The sequence below is a fragment of the Almyronema sp. genome (genome assembly GCF_052168255.1).
GTDB classification, from domain to species: domain Bacteria; phylum Cyanobacteriota; class Cyanobacteriia; order Phormidesmidales; family Phormidesmidaceae; genus Sphaerothrix; species Sphaerothrix epifaneia.
Map to the genome: position 1 here is coordinate 35489 of NZ_JBQLZL010000104.1, position 15311 is coordinate 50799.

The window sequence follows — 15311 nt, forward strand, 5'->3', positions numbered from 1 at the left end:
GTTTATAGACTGGCTTTGAGCTTACCGAGGGGTGACAGCATCGCCAGCCCGGTTAGGCCCACGATCCGCTTCGTCGCCAATGAAGTCGCCTGCTTCTCCAAAAGCTTCACCGATCTTCTCTAAAATATTGGCGTTGGGATTAGATCGATCAATCACTGCTTGGGGTTCAGCCGGAATCTGCGTTGCCTGACGCTTGAGTTCTTCTTGACTAACGTTGCCAATGTCGTACTTAGTTTTTTCGCCATCAGAGTCAGGATAGATGAGGTTAAGTTCGCGATCGGCAACGAGCGTCCCCGCCGAAAGCGTATCTGCCAAACTAGCCGTTGGCAAAGCTAACAAAGTCATCATCCCTACTAGAGCAACCGCCAGTAACCGGGTTAAAGACAACGACTGCACCGTTTTGAGTAATCCTTTCATAGTGAGTTCCTCTAAATTTTCAACTTAAACTGTGAGTTAAGAAACAACTCGACTTTGCTAGTGTAAAAATTCACTGACAAAATAACTTCTGACAGAAGAAAGACTTTATCTGTAAAGGCGAAAGCTTTACAGGGCAAGGATTTACTCAATTTTGGACGGGTATTGCTGCTTTAAACGGGTTGTGATTGCGATCGCGACAACCCCCGGAGAGATTTCAATTTGCGTCAAGATCAGCCTAAAGACTATCTCGCAAGAGAGAACCCCCAATCGATGAGATGCCAACTTTGCGATCGCGCTTGCGATCGCCTGACCCTGCATCACCTCACGCCTCGCCAGCACAGCAAACGTAAAAAGCAAGATCCTGGCCCCACCGTGGAGATCTGTGCAGCTTGCCATAAACAAATTCATGTTTTGTTCGAAAATGCTTACCTAGCGCGTGAATTGAATACATTAGAGAAGCTAGCCTCTCATCCCCAAATGGCTCGGTTTCTTATCTGGATACGTAAGCAAGATGCCAACAAACGGATAAAAGCATACCGAGGACGATAAGCGTCATGCCCTATCAGCAACTTTCCCTGTCTACCCCTAAACCCGTTTTATCCTGGGCTAACCATCCGTTAGGGCCACAAGAAACGCAAATGGCGAAAAATGTAGCTTCGCTGCCGTTTGTGTTTAAGCATGTCGCCCTTATGCCCGACGTGCATTTGGGGAAAGGGGCGCTGGTCGGTTCAGTCATCGCCACCCAAGACGCCATTATTCCGGCAGCGGTTGGCGTTGATATTGGCTGTGGCATGTGTGCGGTACAAACCCCTTTTACCGCCCGCCAGCTTGATGACAAAAAACTTAAGCACATTCGCAAAGAGATTGAAGCAGCGATTCCCACAGGCTTTAACGACAACAAAACCGTAGACAAGCCTGTTTACAACTGGCAAGGCTGGCGCGACTTTAGGCATCTCCATGCAGGCGTGCAGCGTTTAGAAGACAAAGCGCTGCGACAGATGGGTTCGCTTGGCGGCGGCAACCATTTTATTGAACTGTGCCTAGATGAAACCGAGCAGGTGTGGCTCATGCTGCACTCCGGTTCACGAAACATTGGCAATATGCTGGCTCAAAATCACATTAAAACGGCCAAAGAGCTGGCTCGCCTAGCCCAGGAAAAACTGCCCGATCCCGACTTAGCCTATTTTGTCGCGGGCACTGAAGAATTTGAGCGCTACTGGCACGATCTGCAATGGGCACAAGACTATGCCCGCTTCAACCGCGAAGTGATGATGCATCGCTTTCAGCGGATTGTAGAACAGCATTTAGCAGGCGGCAAACCTAGCAAAACCCTCATGCGAGTCAATTGTCACCACAACTACGCTGAAAAAGAAACGCATTTTGGCGAAGCGGTCTACGTCACTCGTAAAGGAGCCGTGCGATCGCGATCGCAAGACTATGGCATCATCCCTGGTTCTATGGGAGCTAAGTCTTTCATCGTCAAAGGTAAAGGGGAGGCTCATAGCTATTGCTCTTGCAGCCACGGAGCCGGACGCTTAATGTCGCGCACCAAAGCCAAAGATCGCTTTACCTTAGACGACTTGATTCAGCAAACGCAAGGGGTAGAGTGCCGCAAAGACAAAGGCGTGATCGACGAAATTCCAGCAGCTTACAAGCCGATTGAAACGGTCATGGCGAATCAGGCTGATTTGGTAGAGGTTGTCGCTACCTTGAAGCAAGTGGTGTGCGTTAAAGGTTAGTTTTGGGAGACGGTGAGGGAGATAGGGGGAAGGGGGGAAGGGGAGATAGGGGGGAAGAGGGGAAGAGGGGAAGGGGAGATAGGGAGATAGGGGATCAGGGGCAGTCAGGGTTTCTGCGGCTCTGCCTCTGTGCTTCGTGGCTTGCCAAAATTTTGAGCTATTAGGCTTGGGTAATGGGGATATGACGGGGTTGAGCCTGAATCCGCTGAATCCAATCGCGGATGGCGGCAAAGCGTCCTAGGTCAAAATTGCCTTCGGGGGCAACGTGGGTGTAGGCAAAAAGGGCGATGTCGGCAATCGTGTAGCGATCGCCGACAAAGTAATCATGCTCAGCTAAGTGCTGTTCCATGACTTGTAAAGCTGCGTATCCGCCTGGTTGCTTTTGGGCTAACTGGGTCTGATAGTTTTCGGGCTGACCCAAGCAGGTAATCCAATACCGGGAGGTGGCGATATAGGGTTCATGGCTATACTGCTCAAAAAATAGCCATTGCATCACCTGAGCAGCCTGCCAGCGATCGCGGGGAAAAAAGTCGGTTTCTTGGCTGAGGTAATAGAGAATGGCGTTAGATTCAGCTAAAAACTGCCCTGGCTCCAGTTCTAAGGTTGGCACTCGACCATTTGGGTTTTTGGCTAAAAAGTCGGGTGTGCGGGTTTCTTGATTCAGGATATTGACTTCGATGCGCTCAAACGGAATGTCTAGCTGGGTTAGCAAGAGCCGTACTTTGTAACCATTACCCGAAGGCAAAAAATCGTAGAGTTTATACATAGCTGGAATTCATCGGCTTGATTCAAACAATCTTTAGCACAATAGTAGACAAGCGATCGCAGACTCGCAGGGAGGCGTAATCTCAATGGCACATCTGCTGGCACTTATCGTTGGCCTAGGTAGCTTTGCCCTTTATATGGCAGCTTTTTTCTACCCTGAAGTTCACCGCAAAAATGATTTTCTCTGGAGCGGTGTAGGCATGTTCTACGGCTTGGTGCTGTGGTTTTGCGCTGGCCGCGTGAGTGGAGCCTTGATGCTGGGTCAAATGGCGAGTGTGTCATTAATTGTCTGGCTGGGCTGGCAAACTTTAAGTCTACGGCGATCGCGTACCCCGGTTGAACTGCAAACGCCCGTTTCAGCCAGTGACGTGCAGCAGCAAACTCAGCAGGCTTTGTCACAGCTACAACGGCAGATCCAGCAGGGTTCGGGGCTAAAGGGCATCGGCTCACGCCTAAGCGCTATTAAAGCAACACTGCAAAAGGGAATCGCTGCTGCTACCAGCGTTTCGTCGCCTTTTCCCCGCATTACCAAACCCCGCCGTACCGACTACGAATACGCCGCCGAAAACCCCCAATCGTCCCCTCCCCCCCCACCTGCGCCGCCTAACGCCAACCCTTTTCTGCGCCCGCCAACTCCCCCCTCTGCGCCGCCTAGCTCTGCTGCCGTAGCCACCCCACCTACTCCACCCTCCCCGTCGCCCCGTCGCCCCGTCCCTGCCACCCCAAATGCTGCCAACAAACTCACTACCCTCAAAGACTGGCTCGGCGAACTTCTGACGCGTAAACCCAAACCTAAGCAGACGATGATCGAACTACCGCCCCGGCCACCGTCAATTCCCCGGCCACCCAAATCAAAATCAACCGCGCCCCCTCAAAAGCCCCAGCCCCCTACCGCAGACATCATCGACGCTGAGATTATTGAGTGAGCCAATAGGGCAATCGCTAGATCAGCCGTAGCACGGCGGGGTATTCAGCCCAAAACTTAGCCTTAGTCCTGAGCAGCTGCAGATTTGCAAGCTATATTGGTTAATCTATCCAGCTCTTGACAGCTAGTTACTTGAAGCCGATAGGCTTGTAGCTGATAATGGCTGGGAGCAGGACTTTAACTAAATTAACGGGCAGCTGTGACAGAGTCTAAGAGCTACAAAGACACCATCCTACTTCCGCAGACAAGCTTTAACATGCGGGCCAATGCCACCCAGCGTGAACCCGAAATTCAGCAGTTCTGGGAAGATCACAACATTTATCAAAAGCTCTCGGAGCATAATCCCGGAGAAGTTTTTGTTTTGCACGACGGGCCACCCTATGCCAATGGCAGTTTGCATATGGGGCATGCGCTTAACAAAACGCTCAAAGACATCATCAACAAATATCAACTGCTGCAAGGTCGTAAGGTGCGCTATGTTCCCGGTTGGGACTGCCACGGCCTACCGATTGAGCTAAAAGTCCTGCAAAATATGGATCCTGAGGCGCGTAAGCACCTGACGCCGATTAAACTGCGCAAAAAGGCCAAAGCCTTCGCCCTCAAAACGATTGAAGAACAGCGATCCGGGTTTAAGCGCTATGGCGTTTGGGGCGACTGGGATCACCCCTATATGACCCTCAACCCGGAGTACGAAGCAGCTCAGGTGGGTGTCTTTGGCAAAATGGCGCTCAAAGGCTATATCTATCGAGGTTTAAAAGCTGTTCACTGGAGTCCTTCTTCTCAAACGGCTCTAGCTGAAGCAGAACTGGAATATCCTGAAGGGCACACCTCGCGCAGCATTTATGCGGCTTTCCAAATGGTGAGTCTCTCTGAGGCTGCAACACCCGCTTTATCGCCTTATTTAGATGCATTAGGGGTGGCTATCTGGACAACGACCCCCTGGACTATTCCGGCCAACCTGGCAGTAGCGGTCAATCCAGCGTTAACCTACGCGGTGGTTGAAGTGGCTGCGGGTGAACCCTATCGCTACCTAATCGTGGCCAAAGATTTGGTAGAGCGGATGGCTGGCGTGCTAGATACCCAGCTAACTGTCAAGCAAACGCTCCGGGGAGAGGCGCTAGCGGGGTCTACTTACCACCATCCTTTATTTGAGCGCGAAAGTCCTATTTTGGTAGGAGGAGACTACGTCACCACCGAGTCTGGCACAGGTTTGGTGCATACGGCACCAGGGCACGGCCAAGAAGACTTTAAGGTAGGTCAGCAATATGGGTTGCCGATTTTGTGTCCGGTAGATGAACGCGGCATTTTTACGGCTGAGGCGGGGCCGTTTGAGGGCTTAGATGTGCTTAAAGATGCCAACGGAGCCATTATCGCCGCTTTGCAGGCCGCCAATGCTTTGCTCAAAGAAGAAGCCTACGTCCACAAATATCCCTACGACTGGCGGACGAAGAAACCAACCATTTTTCGGGCTACTGAGCAGTGGTTTGCTTCGGTTGAGGGGTTTCGAGAGGAGGCGCTCAAGGCGATCGCCGACGTTGAGTGGGTGCCTGCCCAAGGAGAAAACCGGATTACGGCTATGGTGAGCGATCGCTCAGACTGGTGTATCTCACGACAGCGCAGTTGGGGTATGCCAATTCCAGTCTTTTATGACGAAGCGACGGGCGAACCGCTGCTGAATCAAGCAACCCTAGCGCATGTGCAGGCCATCATTGCCGAAAAGGGTTCGGATGCCTGGTGGGAACTATCTACTGAGGAATTGTTGCCTGAGGCTTATCGCCACAACGGCCATACTTACCGCAAAGGCATGGATACAATGGATGTGTGGTTTGATTCCGGGTCTTCGTGGGCAGCGGTAGCGGAAAAGCGGCCTGAGCTGAAATATCCGGTAGATGTTTACCTGGAAGGATCCGATCAGCACCGGGGCTGGTTTCAGTCGAGCTTGCTAACCAGCGTGGCGACTCACGGCTGTGCCCCTTATCATACGGTTTTGACTCACGGTTACGTGCTAGATGAGCAAGGCCGCAAAATGAGTAAGTCTTTGGGAAACACGGTCGATCCGGCTGTGATTATTGAAGGCGGCAAAAACCAGAAAAAAGATCCGGCTTATGGAGCCGATGTTTTGCGACTTTGGGTGTCGGCGGTCGATTACTCCTCCGATATCTCGATTGGCCCCACCATCCTCAAGCAGGTAGCCGATATTTACCGCAAGATTCGCAACACGGCTCGATTTTTGCTAGGTAACCTCTATGACTTTGACCCCGCTAAAGATGCGGTGCCCTATGAGCAGTTGCCAGAACTCGATCGCTACGCGCTGCACTTAATCACCGAAGTGTTTGGCAACATCACCGAGGCGTTTGAAACCTATCAGTTTTTCCATTTCTTTCAGACAGTACAAAATTTCTGCGTGGTCGATCTATCTAACTTCTACTTAGATATTGCCAAAGATCGGCTGTATATCAGCGCTGCCGACTCGTTGCGCCGCCGCAGTTGCCAAACGGTCTTGGCGATCGCGATGGAAAACTTGGCCAAAGCGATCGCCCCTGTGTTGTCGCACATGGCTGAAGATATCTGGCAAAACATTCCCTACGCCACTGGCTATGAATCGGTGTTTGAATCAGGCTGGGTTCAGTTAGAGCCTCAGTGGCAAGCCCCCGAACTAGCCAGTAAGTGGCAAGAACTTCGCTCGGTGCGTCAAGAAGTCAACAAGGTACTTGAGCAAGCACGCGCTGCGAAAAAGATTGGTTCTTCTCTAGAAGCTAAGGTGCTACTCGCTGTCACTGATGCTACGCTGCGATCGCAATTGGCGGCGATGAACCCAGCTAACGCGGTAGCAGGTGGTAGCCCTCATGTAGATGAACTGCGCTATCTCTTTTTGGTGTCGCAGGTCGAACTGCTAGAAACCAGCGATCGCCTGCAAGGGCTTGAGTTCAAGAGCGAATCGGATGCTTGGGGCGTAGGCGTGATTGAAGCGGTGGGCGAAAAGTGCGATCGCTGCTGGAATTACTCAACTGATGTTGGTGAATCAACCGCGCATCCAACGCTGTGTGAACGCTGTGTAGCAGCGATCGCCGATCAGTTTTAGCAAGCAGTGATAAACGCCGACAGCCAAGGCGTAAGCGACCCCAACCGAACTTTATCGATTAGGGAAAATAATTGACATTCGTTAGTCAGTTAGGTTAGCCGTAAATTGACATCAAGATTCCTAACTAAATAGCCTTGCACTTTTTGCACAGCCTATGGGCACGCTATAGTTTGGTTTGTCATTTCTTGATCCAGGGGTAAAGAGAGGAGTCTTGGCTAGTTCTCATCCGGCTGGAGAGCAAGGTGTTTAGATTACTTCGCTACTTTTCGCTTACAAGTTTGCTAGCGTTTCTTTTGACCGTCATTGCTTTAAACAGCTTTACTCGGCGCAGTGCAATTCAGCGGTTGGTTCAGTTTAGCGAAGAGAAAAATATCGCCTTAGCCCAATCTTTTGCCAACACAGCTTGGCCCCTCTACAGCAACTTTCTCACGAACACAGGGCAACTGAGCCAGTCACAACTGCAACAAGCTGACGAAATTCAGCAAATTCGCCAAGTTCTCCTGCAACAAACAGAAGGTCTATCAGTCGTCAAAATCAAAATTTTTGATCGGCAGGGTCGCACAGTTTTTTCTACCGATGAGTCTCAAATCGGCGAAGTCCGGTCTAACTCAGTTGGTGTACGGCGTGCCCTGACGGGGGAAGCGGTGACCCTATTTGACCATAAAGAACAGTTTGCCGCTATTCAAGGCAATATCAGCAATCGTCAACTGGTTTCGAGCTACATCCCTATTCGCCCCGAAGGACTCAACAGCCCCGTTGTAGGGGTTTTTGAACTCTATACCGATGTCACGCCTCTCTTTGGCGAGGTTCAGCAGGCTCAACAACAGCTTTTGTGGGGCATCAGCAGCATCCTGGGTGGCCTTTATATTGTGCTGTACCTGATCGTTTATCGCGGCGATCGCATTTTGAAGCAAAATTATCAGGCGGCTGAGGCAGCAGCGATCGCTAAAGACGAATTTTTAGCAATCATGAGTCATGAAATTCGCACTCCGATGAACGGCGTCATCGGCATGACCGGGCTGTTACTAGACACACCACTCAATCCCCAACAGCGAGAATTTACCGAAACCATCCGCAAAAGCGGCGATGCTTTGCTGATGCTGATTAATGACATTCTCGACTTCTCTAAGATTGAAGCGGGCAAGCTAGACCTAGAAAATCAGCCCTTTACCCCCACAAGCTGTATCGAAGACGCCCTTGATCTCATTGCCTCCAAAGCGGCTGAAAAAAAAATTGAGTTAGCCTACTTGGTCGAGCCTCAAGTTCCCAAGGCGATTGAAGGCGACGTAACGCGACTGAGACAAATTCTGGTTAATTTGCTGAGCAACGCCGTTAAGTTTACACATCAAGGAGAAGTAACGGTCAAAGTTACCGCCAAACTGCTAACACCGACACCTGGCCCCAAACCGTTATACGAACTGTGTTTTGCGGTTAGAGATACAGGAGTCGGCATTCCACCCGACAAGCAGCATCGTTTGTTTCAAAGCTTTAGCCAGGTAGACTCTTCAACCACGCGCCGCTACGGTGGTACCGGGCTGGGGCTAGCTATTAGCAAACGGCTTTGCGAAATGATGGGGGGGCGAATCTGGGTAGATAGCGAAGTCGATCGCGGCTCTACCTTTTACTTCACTTTAGTGGCTCCGGCTGTGCCCGTTCCACCGTCGATGTCTCTGATTAGCTCAGCAGATCTAACAGGTAAACGGGTTTTGATTGTTGATGACAATGAAACCAACCGTCAAATTTTAGCCATGCAGGTTCAGTCTTGGCAGATGGTGGCGACGACTGCCCAGTCCGGCTACGAAGCTATGGGCTTAGTTGCTCATGCTGGCCCCTTTGACATTGGCATTTTAGACATGCAGATGCCTGGAATTGATGGGTTGACCCTAGCCAAGATGCTGCGCGAAGCGCCTCAGGGCCAAACGCTGCCCCTAATCATGCTGACTTCTATTGGTTATCCTCTAGTCGAAAATCGCGACGTTGCCGCCCGTTTGTTTGTGGCTCAGCTCAACAAGCCTGTGAAACAGTCGCAGCTTCATGATGCCATTGTTCGAGCCTTCACGGGTAGAGCCATCAGGCATTCGCCATCCACTCAACCGCTACAGCTTGATGCTTCAATGGCTCAGCGGTTGCCACTGCGAATTTTGATTGCAGAAGACAATCGGGTAAACCAACAACTGGTTTTGCAAATATTGGCTAAATTGGGCTATCGGGCAGATATCGTCGGCAATGGTCTAGAAGTGCTAGAAGCGCTGCAGCGGCAGACTTATGATGTGGTGTTGATGGATGTCCACATGCCAGAGATGGACGGCCTTGAAGCCACGCAAATCATTTGTCAGCGCTTTACCCTGGCACAGCGTCCTCGCATTATTGCAATGACAGCAAATGCCATGCAGGGCGATCGCGAAAAATGTCTCAGCGCTGGTATGAACGACTATGTCAGCAAGCCTATCAATATTCCGGCTTTAGTCGAGGCATTAGAGCAGTGCAGCCCCCTACTTACTGAAGCTAACCCGCAGCCGCTTCCGGTGGTTGTTTTGCCTGCGCCTCAGGGTATCGATGAGCAGGCGCTGCAAGCCTGTTTAGAAATTTTAGGGCTACCCGATGGCCCGCAACAGGCTCAAGCGGTTTTGAGTGAGCTAGTTGATCTCTATGTCACCAGTGGCGATGAGCTAATTGCAGCGCTAAGCGCTGCCGTGGCAGCGGGCGATATAGAGCAAGTGGCTTATAATGCCCACACCCTTAAGTCAAGCAGTGCCTCGTTAGGGGCTGTAGGCTTGGCGGCGCTCTGTCAAGAACTCGAACAACTCAACGTCACCACTAGCGTCAGCGAGAGCCAAGTTCAGGCGATCGTAGATCAAGTTCTGCGAGAATATCAGCAAGTAAAAGTTGATTTGCAAAAACGCTGCCAGATCTGAGATCGGGTTTTCTTGACGTTGAGCCACTTTGTCTTGATGCCTGACTTCGTCGAGGATTAAAAACTCAAGGGTATTCTTAAAGCTTTAGCGATTTCTGCGTAGCCTGCCTTGTTGCGCCTTAAAGCCGATGAAAGAATAAACGTGATGCTATAGAAGCGCTTTGCCCCCACCGCTATCAGGATAAAGTTTTATGAGCAGTCTCCGCATTGCTTGGTTACTCACTTCTGCCTTTTATTACTGGCACCCTATGTTGAGTCAACTTGCTCAGCGTGTGCCCGAAATGAAGGCGTTTGCCGCCAACTGGCGAGGCTATGCTCCGGGACTAGAAGATAGTTTTGCTGTTGAGGTTGTGGGTGAGCGCAAAATTATTCCACTCCTTAAGTCTAAAACCAGCTACGGCTCTAACTTTACGTTTTTGCCCCTCAATATCATCAATCGCCTGCTGCAGTTTAAGCCGCAGGTGATTTTTTCTAACTCTTTTGGCATGTGGACGCTCTTGGCGTTGTTAGCCAAGCCTGTTGGCCGTTGGAAAGTCGTCATTGCCTACGAAGGCAGTTCTCCGGGGGTAGATTACCGCAATTCTCCGGCGCGGCTATGGCTGCGACAGCAGATGGTGCGATGGGCAGACGCCTGCATTAGCAACAGTCAGGCAGGGCGAGACTATTTAGTAAAGCTGTTGCAAGCGCCCGAAGACGAAGTGTTTGTGCAGCCCTACGAAGTACCCGCAGCAGATGCTTTAGCCGAGTCAGGCACAACCGCGATCGCAGCTCCGCGCCAGCGACCTTGTTTTATCTTCGTGGGTAGCGTCAAGCCGCGTAAAGGTGTCCAGTTGCTCTTGCAAGCCTGCGTCCAGCTAGCCGCCCAGGGATACCGAGACTACAGCGTTTGGATTGTGGGAGATGGCGATCAGTGCGAAGCGCTTCAAGCTTTCTGCACTGAGCATCAGCTGAATCAGCAAGTACAGTGGTTGGGCCGCGTCGATTACGATCAGCTTGGTAGCTATTTCAACCAGGCAGATGTTTTTGTGCTGCCTACCTTGGAAGACACCTGGGGCATGGTGGTGCTAGAAGCGATGGTACTTGGCAAACCCGTGCTGTGTTCTACCCTGGCGGGTGCGGTCGAGCTTATCCAAGAGGGGCAGAATGGCTATCGGTTTGACCCACGTAATGCCGAAGAGTTTGCCGATCGGATGCGGCAGTTTATAGATCAGCCTGAGCGAGTTGAGGTCATGGGCCAACAGTCGATTACTGTCATGGCGCAATACACGCCAGCCGCAGCAGCAGACTTTTTGGTGGATGTGGCGGCGTTTGCAACTGCGCACTAGGAGAATCTGCTTGTGACTGGCTTTAAAATTTTAGTCTCCGCTTACGCCTGCCGCCCCCAAGAAGGATCGGAGCCGGGTATTGGCTGGCATTTGGTGCAAGAATTGGCCAAGGTTCACCAGGTTTGGGTGCTAACGCGAGCCAACAACCAGCCAGCGATCGCCGCTGAGTTGGCGGCCAATCCCATCAGCAACTTACAGGTTATTTACTGTGACTTACCCCTGTGGCTGCAAAAGCTCAACCACGGTCAAAAGCTGGTGCATTTGCACTATTATCTCTGGCAGATAGCTGCTTATCGGCTGGGGCGTCGCCTGCAAGCCAAAAACAACTTTGACCTAGTTCATCATGTCACCTATGTACGCTACTGGAGCCCTAGCTTTTTAAGTCTGCTACCGCTTCCCTTTGTGTGGGGTCCCGTTGGGGGGGGCGAAGCTACCCCTCGCGGTTTTTGGTCAGCGCTGGGCAAACGCGGCTTAGCCTACGAGCTGCTGCGTGAAGCAATCCACCGTTTGAGTGAACTGGATCCTTTTTTGCGGCTAACGGCGCGTCGAAGCGCTATTGCCTATGCCACCACGGCTGATACAGCCCGATGCCTGCGGCGGTTGGGGGCACAGCGGGTTGAGGTGTTTTCTCAGTTGGGACTCTCTACCGCCGAGCTATCTGCTCTGGCTGACCTGCCGCTACCGCCGCAGCCTCGCTTCCTCAGTATGGGGCGATTACTGCACTGGAAAGGGTTTCATCTGGGTCTACAAGCCTTTGCGCAGGCTGACCTGCCGCCCGACGTCACCTACTGGATTGTGGGAGACGGCCCAGAGCGCGATCGCCTGAAGCAACTTGCCGCTGCCTTAGGGATTAGCGATCGCGTCAAATTTTGGGGTAAGCTTTCTCGCTCAGAAACGTTGCAAAAGCTAGCCGACTGCTCTGTATTGGTGCATCCCAGCCTGCATGATTCAGGGGCGCTGGTTTGCGCTGAGGCTATGGCCGCAGGACGTCCGGTGATTTGCTTAGATCAAGGGGGGCCTGCGCTTCAGGTGACAGCAGCCACGGGCTTTAAAGTAGCCGCACAGCAGCCTGCTCAGGTGATTCAAGACCTAGCAGCGGCGATGGACTGTTTAGCGCAAGACAAAACGCTGTGGCAGCAGATGAGTCAGGCCAGTCGTCAGCGGATTCAGAGCGTTTTTAGCTGGGCTAGTAAAGGGCAGCAATTTACTCAGCTTTATCAGCAGTTGGTCAAGGATTCTCAGCCGTTAGCCTCTGTAGCTCTGGAGCCTGATGCAGGTAATGCTTTAACGCAAGAAACACCCCCTCTTGCCACGGCTAACCCTACTGATTTGCCCCCAACCGCAGCCGCTGAGCTACCGACGGCGCGGCCAAGCTTAAGCCCAAATTCTAATCATGACGAGGTATCTGCGTGAGAAACGTTTTGATGTTTAGCAGCCTGCTGCTGCCCCCTTCTCAAACTTTTGTGCGGGCGCAGGCGGAGAGTTTAGAAGCGTTTACAGCCTACTATGCCGGGTCGCGCCGGGTGCCGGGGTTAGACCTGCCAACAGAAAGAACGCTGGTGATCAACGCGGGCACTCAGGCCGGAAAGCTGCGAGAACTGCTCTTTAAGCTGACTGGCAGAGACGCCGCCTTTTATCAACAGGTACGTCAGATTCAGCCAGCTTTGGTTCACGCGCAGTTTGGTTTGAGTGGTGTCTTGCTGCTGCCGCTGATGCGATCGCTAGGGGTTCCCCTTATCGTTCATTATCGGGGGGCTGATGCCACCGTAGATGCCAAGCAAGCCCGCTTTGATTCGCTTAACCACTGGCTTTATTATCAGCGGCGCGATCGCCTGAAGCAAAGCGCTCAGCTATTTCTGACGGTTTCAAAGTTTATTCGTGACAAACTTTTAGAGCAAGGGTTTCCGGCAGATAGAGTTCGCGCTCACTATCACGGCGTTGACATTTCGCAGTTTAACCCAGACGCTAGCCGACCGCGAGAAGCGGTCGTGCTGTTTGTTGGCCGACTAGCTGCCAAAAAAGGTTGTGACGATTTGATTCGGGCGATGGCAAAAGTCCAGGCAACCAAAGCTGACGCTGAGCTAGTTCTCATTGGTGACGGGCCGCTGAGAGCTTCGCTAGAAAACTTGGCAAGCCAACACCTACAGCGTTATCGCTTTTTAGGCGTTCAGCCTCAGCCCGTCGTGCGGGAATGGATGAACCGGGCACAGGTTTTGGCAGCCCCCAGCGTTACAACGCCTGCGGGCGATTCTGAGGGTTTGCCTAACGTGGTGCTAGAAGCGCAGGCCATGCAGTTACCCGTCGTCAGCACTTACCATGCGGGTATTCCAGAAGCAGTCATTCATGGCGAGACAGGCTTTTTAGTCAAAGAGCATGACTGGCAAGGGCTAGCTGACTATCTGCTTAAGCTTCTGCAAGCGCAAGACCTGTGGCAGCATTTCAGCCAGCAAGGGCGATCGCATATGGAAAACAACTTCAACCGTTATCGCCAAACGCGTGCCTTAGAACAAATCTATGAAGCTGTATTAGCGCAGAAATCAGAGCGATCGCTAAAGGCAACAGGCTGAGGGCAGAAGGAAAGCTTTTGGGCAGCGGCTTTTGGCCGACTAGCCAATGGTTATAACTACCTGCCACTCTCCCAGCATGAGCGCTTTAGGGTGTTTCTTCACCTGTCCCACCGTCAGGCGTTTGCGGTAGGGGTTCGGTCGGTAGGGGCGTTGTGGGTACTTGCGAAGGAGTATTAAACCCAGGTGTGGGCAGCGGTTCTAAAGGTGCCTGGGGAGTGCCATTGTTATTGAGCAAGTCATCTAAATTACCGTTGTTAAGCAAATCGTCTAGATTATTCAAATCGTTAGGCTCTGGCTGAAGCTGATCCAGTCCGGCAGGCAGCGTGGCTAAAGCGACGCGATCGCCTCCGACAGAGCGCAGCAGATCAAGCACCTGGATCACATCTGCATAGCGGGCACTTCGAGCCGCGTATAGCACAATCAGCCCCTGCGGAGACGCTGCTTGATGCTGCACCAAAATGTCATAAAGCAGATTGAGGCTAACAGGTTGCTGATCTACATAAACCTGGCCGTTACCATCAACGCTGACATAAAGCCGTTCTAGATCATCTGCACTGAGTCCTTGGGCTGGCAGCGGTGTCCCGGTTTGAGCGGCTGGCAAGTCTAGGCTGATGGCCTGCTGCCGGGTTAGACCAACTGCCGCCAAAATAAAGAACGTCAAAATACAAAAAATGACATCAATCAGCGGAATAATTTCAATCCGAACTTCTTCGTTGTTCGCCGTGTCAAGGTCAAGCTTCATAGGTCACCGCTTGGGGTCGCGTTTAGATGGGGCTTAAAAGTTGTCAGCGGGGGGGCGTTTTTCCGCTTTAGGCGGTTTAGCGGGCGGAGGTGGGGGCGGTAGTTCAGTATTAAGGGGCGGACTGAGAGAATTGGGTTTACCGTCTGTGGCAGCGTATGCTTGGCGATAAAGCAGTTCTAGTTCACTGCCTGATTGGCGGAAAACTTTTGCCTGACCCAGCACAAAGCCCTGAAACAGCCGAAAGAAAGCCAGACTAACAATGGCGATAATCAGACCTGCGGCTGTGCTGATCAGCGCTTGCCCAATGCCTAAAGCGGTTTCTGCCGTTGCATCTCCGCCTAAGTCGCTCAGGCGAATTGAGCCTAACGAATTAATCAAACCGACAACAGTACCGAGCAAGCCCAAAAGGGGAGCTAGGGCAATGACCGCTTCTAAAACCTTTTCGCCTCGCCGCATTACCGCTAACTCTTCGTTAGCTGAAGTTTCTAGCGCTAGCCGAAAAACTTCTGGATCGGGGTTGAGCAGCTTGAGAGCGGCATAAAGAAAGCGCCCCATCGGCAAATTACCCGCCCGTTGGGCAATATGGGTGGCTGCCGCCCATTCGCGGCGGGCGGCTTCTAGCACTCGACCTGCGACCTCGCGTTCGCGGGTTAAAATCTTTGACCAAAACCAAATTCGCTCAATGATTGTGCCTAGAGCCAAAATTGACAGAAACAGCAGCGGCCACATAGCAATGCCGCCCTGAGCAAAAATCTCAGCGATATTCACAATGGCCTCCTAACACCATATCGCCTCAGTATAGGCATAGATGACGTCACTTAATCTATTCACCCTG

12 protein-coding genes are annotated in these 15311 nt (G+C 52.0%); 8 read left to right on the plus strand and 4 right to left on the minus strand.

Going from position 1 to position 15311, the window contains the following annotated elements:
- Positions 1-21 precede the first annotated feature (21 nt).
- Complete coding sequence (locus ACTS3T_RS21780) at positions 22-417, minus strand: hypothetical protein (RefSeq protein WP_377961966.1); 396 nt, start codon at positions 415-417, stop codon at positions 22-24.
- A gap of 270 nt (positions 418-687) precedes the next feature.
- Here ACTS3T_RS21780 and ACTS3T_RS21785 point away from each other — a divergent pair, with 270 nt between their 5' ends.
- Both ACTS3T_RS21785 and ACTS3T_RS21790 read left to right on the plus strand, forming a co-directional pair.
- Positions 688-966, plus strand: coding sequence for an HNH endonuclease (locus ACTS3T_RS21785; protein ID WP_377961969.1), 279 nt, complete (start codon positions 688-690; stop codon positions 964-966).
- A 5-nt stretch (positions 967-971) separates the two neighbouring features.
- Positions 972-2156: an RtcB family protein gene (locus tag ACTS3T_RS21790; RefSeq protein WP_377961972.1), complete on the plus strand. Its 1185-nt coding sequence runs from the start codon at positions 972-974 to the stop codon at positions 2154-2156.
- A 160-nt stretch (positions 2157-2316) separates the two neighbouring features.
- On the opposite strand, the gene ACTS3T_RS21795 is transcribed toward ACTS3T_RS21790, so the two are convergent.
- Entirely contained in the window at positions 2317-2922 is a 606-nt protein-coding gene (locus ACTS3T_RS21795; protein ID WP_377961975.1) for a glutathione S-transferase family protein, read from the minus strand.
- Between the two features lie 85 nt (positions 2923-3007).
- Here ACTS3T_RS21795 and ACTS3T_RS21800 point away from each other — a divergent pair, with 85 nt between their 5' ends.
- The 6 genes from ACTS3T_RS21800 to ACTS3T_RS21825 all read left to right on the plus strand — a co-directional run bounded on the left by ACTS3T_RS21800 (position 3008) and on the right by ACTS3T_RS21825 (position 13734).
- Positions 3008-3847: a Ycf66 family protein gene (locus ACTS3T_RS21800; RefSeq protein WP_377961977.1), complete on the plus strand. Its 840-nt coding sequence runs from the start codon at positions 3008-3010 to the stop codon at positions 3845-3847.
- 198 nt (positions 3848-4045) lie between these two features.
- Positions 4046-6928: an isoleucine--tRNA ligase gene (gene ileS / locus ACTS3T_RS21805; RefSeq protein WP_377961980.1), complete on the plus strand. Its 2883-nt coding sequence runs from the start codon at positions 4046-4048 to the stop codon at positions 6926-6928.
- A 242-nt stretch (positions 6929-7170) separates the two neighbouring features.
- The gene (locus ACTS3T_RS21810) at positions 7171-9843 is read left to right on the plus strand and encodes a hybrid sensor histidine kinase/response regulator (protein ID WP_377961983.1); all 2673 of its coding nucleotides are present in this window, start codon (positions 7171-7173) and stop codon (positions 9841-9843) included.
- A gap of 190 nt (positions 9844-10033) precedes the next feature.
- Positions 10034-11167, plus strand: a complete 1134-nt coding sequence (locus ACTS3T_RS21815) for a glycosyltransferase family 4 protein (protein ID WP_377961986.1) — start codon at positions 10034-10036, stop codon at positions 11165-11167.
- Between the two features lie 12 nt (positions 11168-11179).
- On the plus strand, positions 11180-12580 hold the full coding sequence (locus ACTS3T_RS21820; protein WP_377961989.1) for a glycosyltransferase family 4 protein: 1401 nt from the start codon (positions 11180-11182) through the stop codon (positions 12578-12580).
- Between the two features lie 11 nt (positions 12581-12591).
- Positions 12592-13734: a glycosyltransferase gene (locus tag ACTS3T_RS21825; protein ID WP_377962058.1), complete on the plus strand. Its 1143-nt coding sequence runs from the start codon at positions 12592-12594 to the stop codon at positions 13732-13734.
- A gap of 85 nt (positions 13735-13819) precedes the next feature.
- On the opposite strand, the gene ACTS3T_RS21830 is transcribed toward ACTS3T_RS21825, so the two are convergent.
- Together ACTS3T_RS21830 and ACTS3T_RS21835 are read right to left on the minus strand one after the other, a co-directional pair.
- Positions 13820-14476: an ExbD/TolR family protein gene (locus ACTS3T_RS21830; protein ID WP_377961992.1), complete on the minus strand. Its 657-nt coding sequence runs from the start codon at positions 14474-14476 to the stop codon at positions 13820-13822.
- Positions 14477-14509: 33 nt separating this feature from the next.
- Positions 14510-15244 carry a MotA/TolQ/ExbB proton channel family protein gene (locus ACTS3T_RS21835; RefSeq protein WP_377961995.1) on the minus strand — a complete coding sequence of 245 codons (735 nt, stop codon included), beginning with the start codon at positions 15242-15244 and terminating at the stop codon, positions 14510-14512.
- Positions 15245-15311 lie beyond the last annotated feature (67 nt).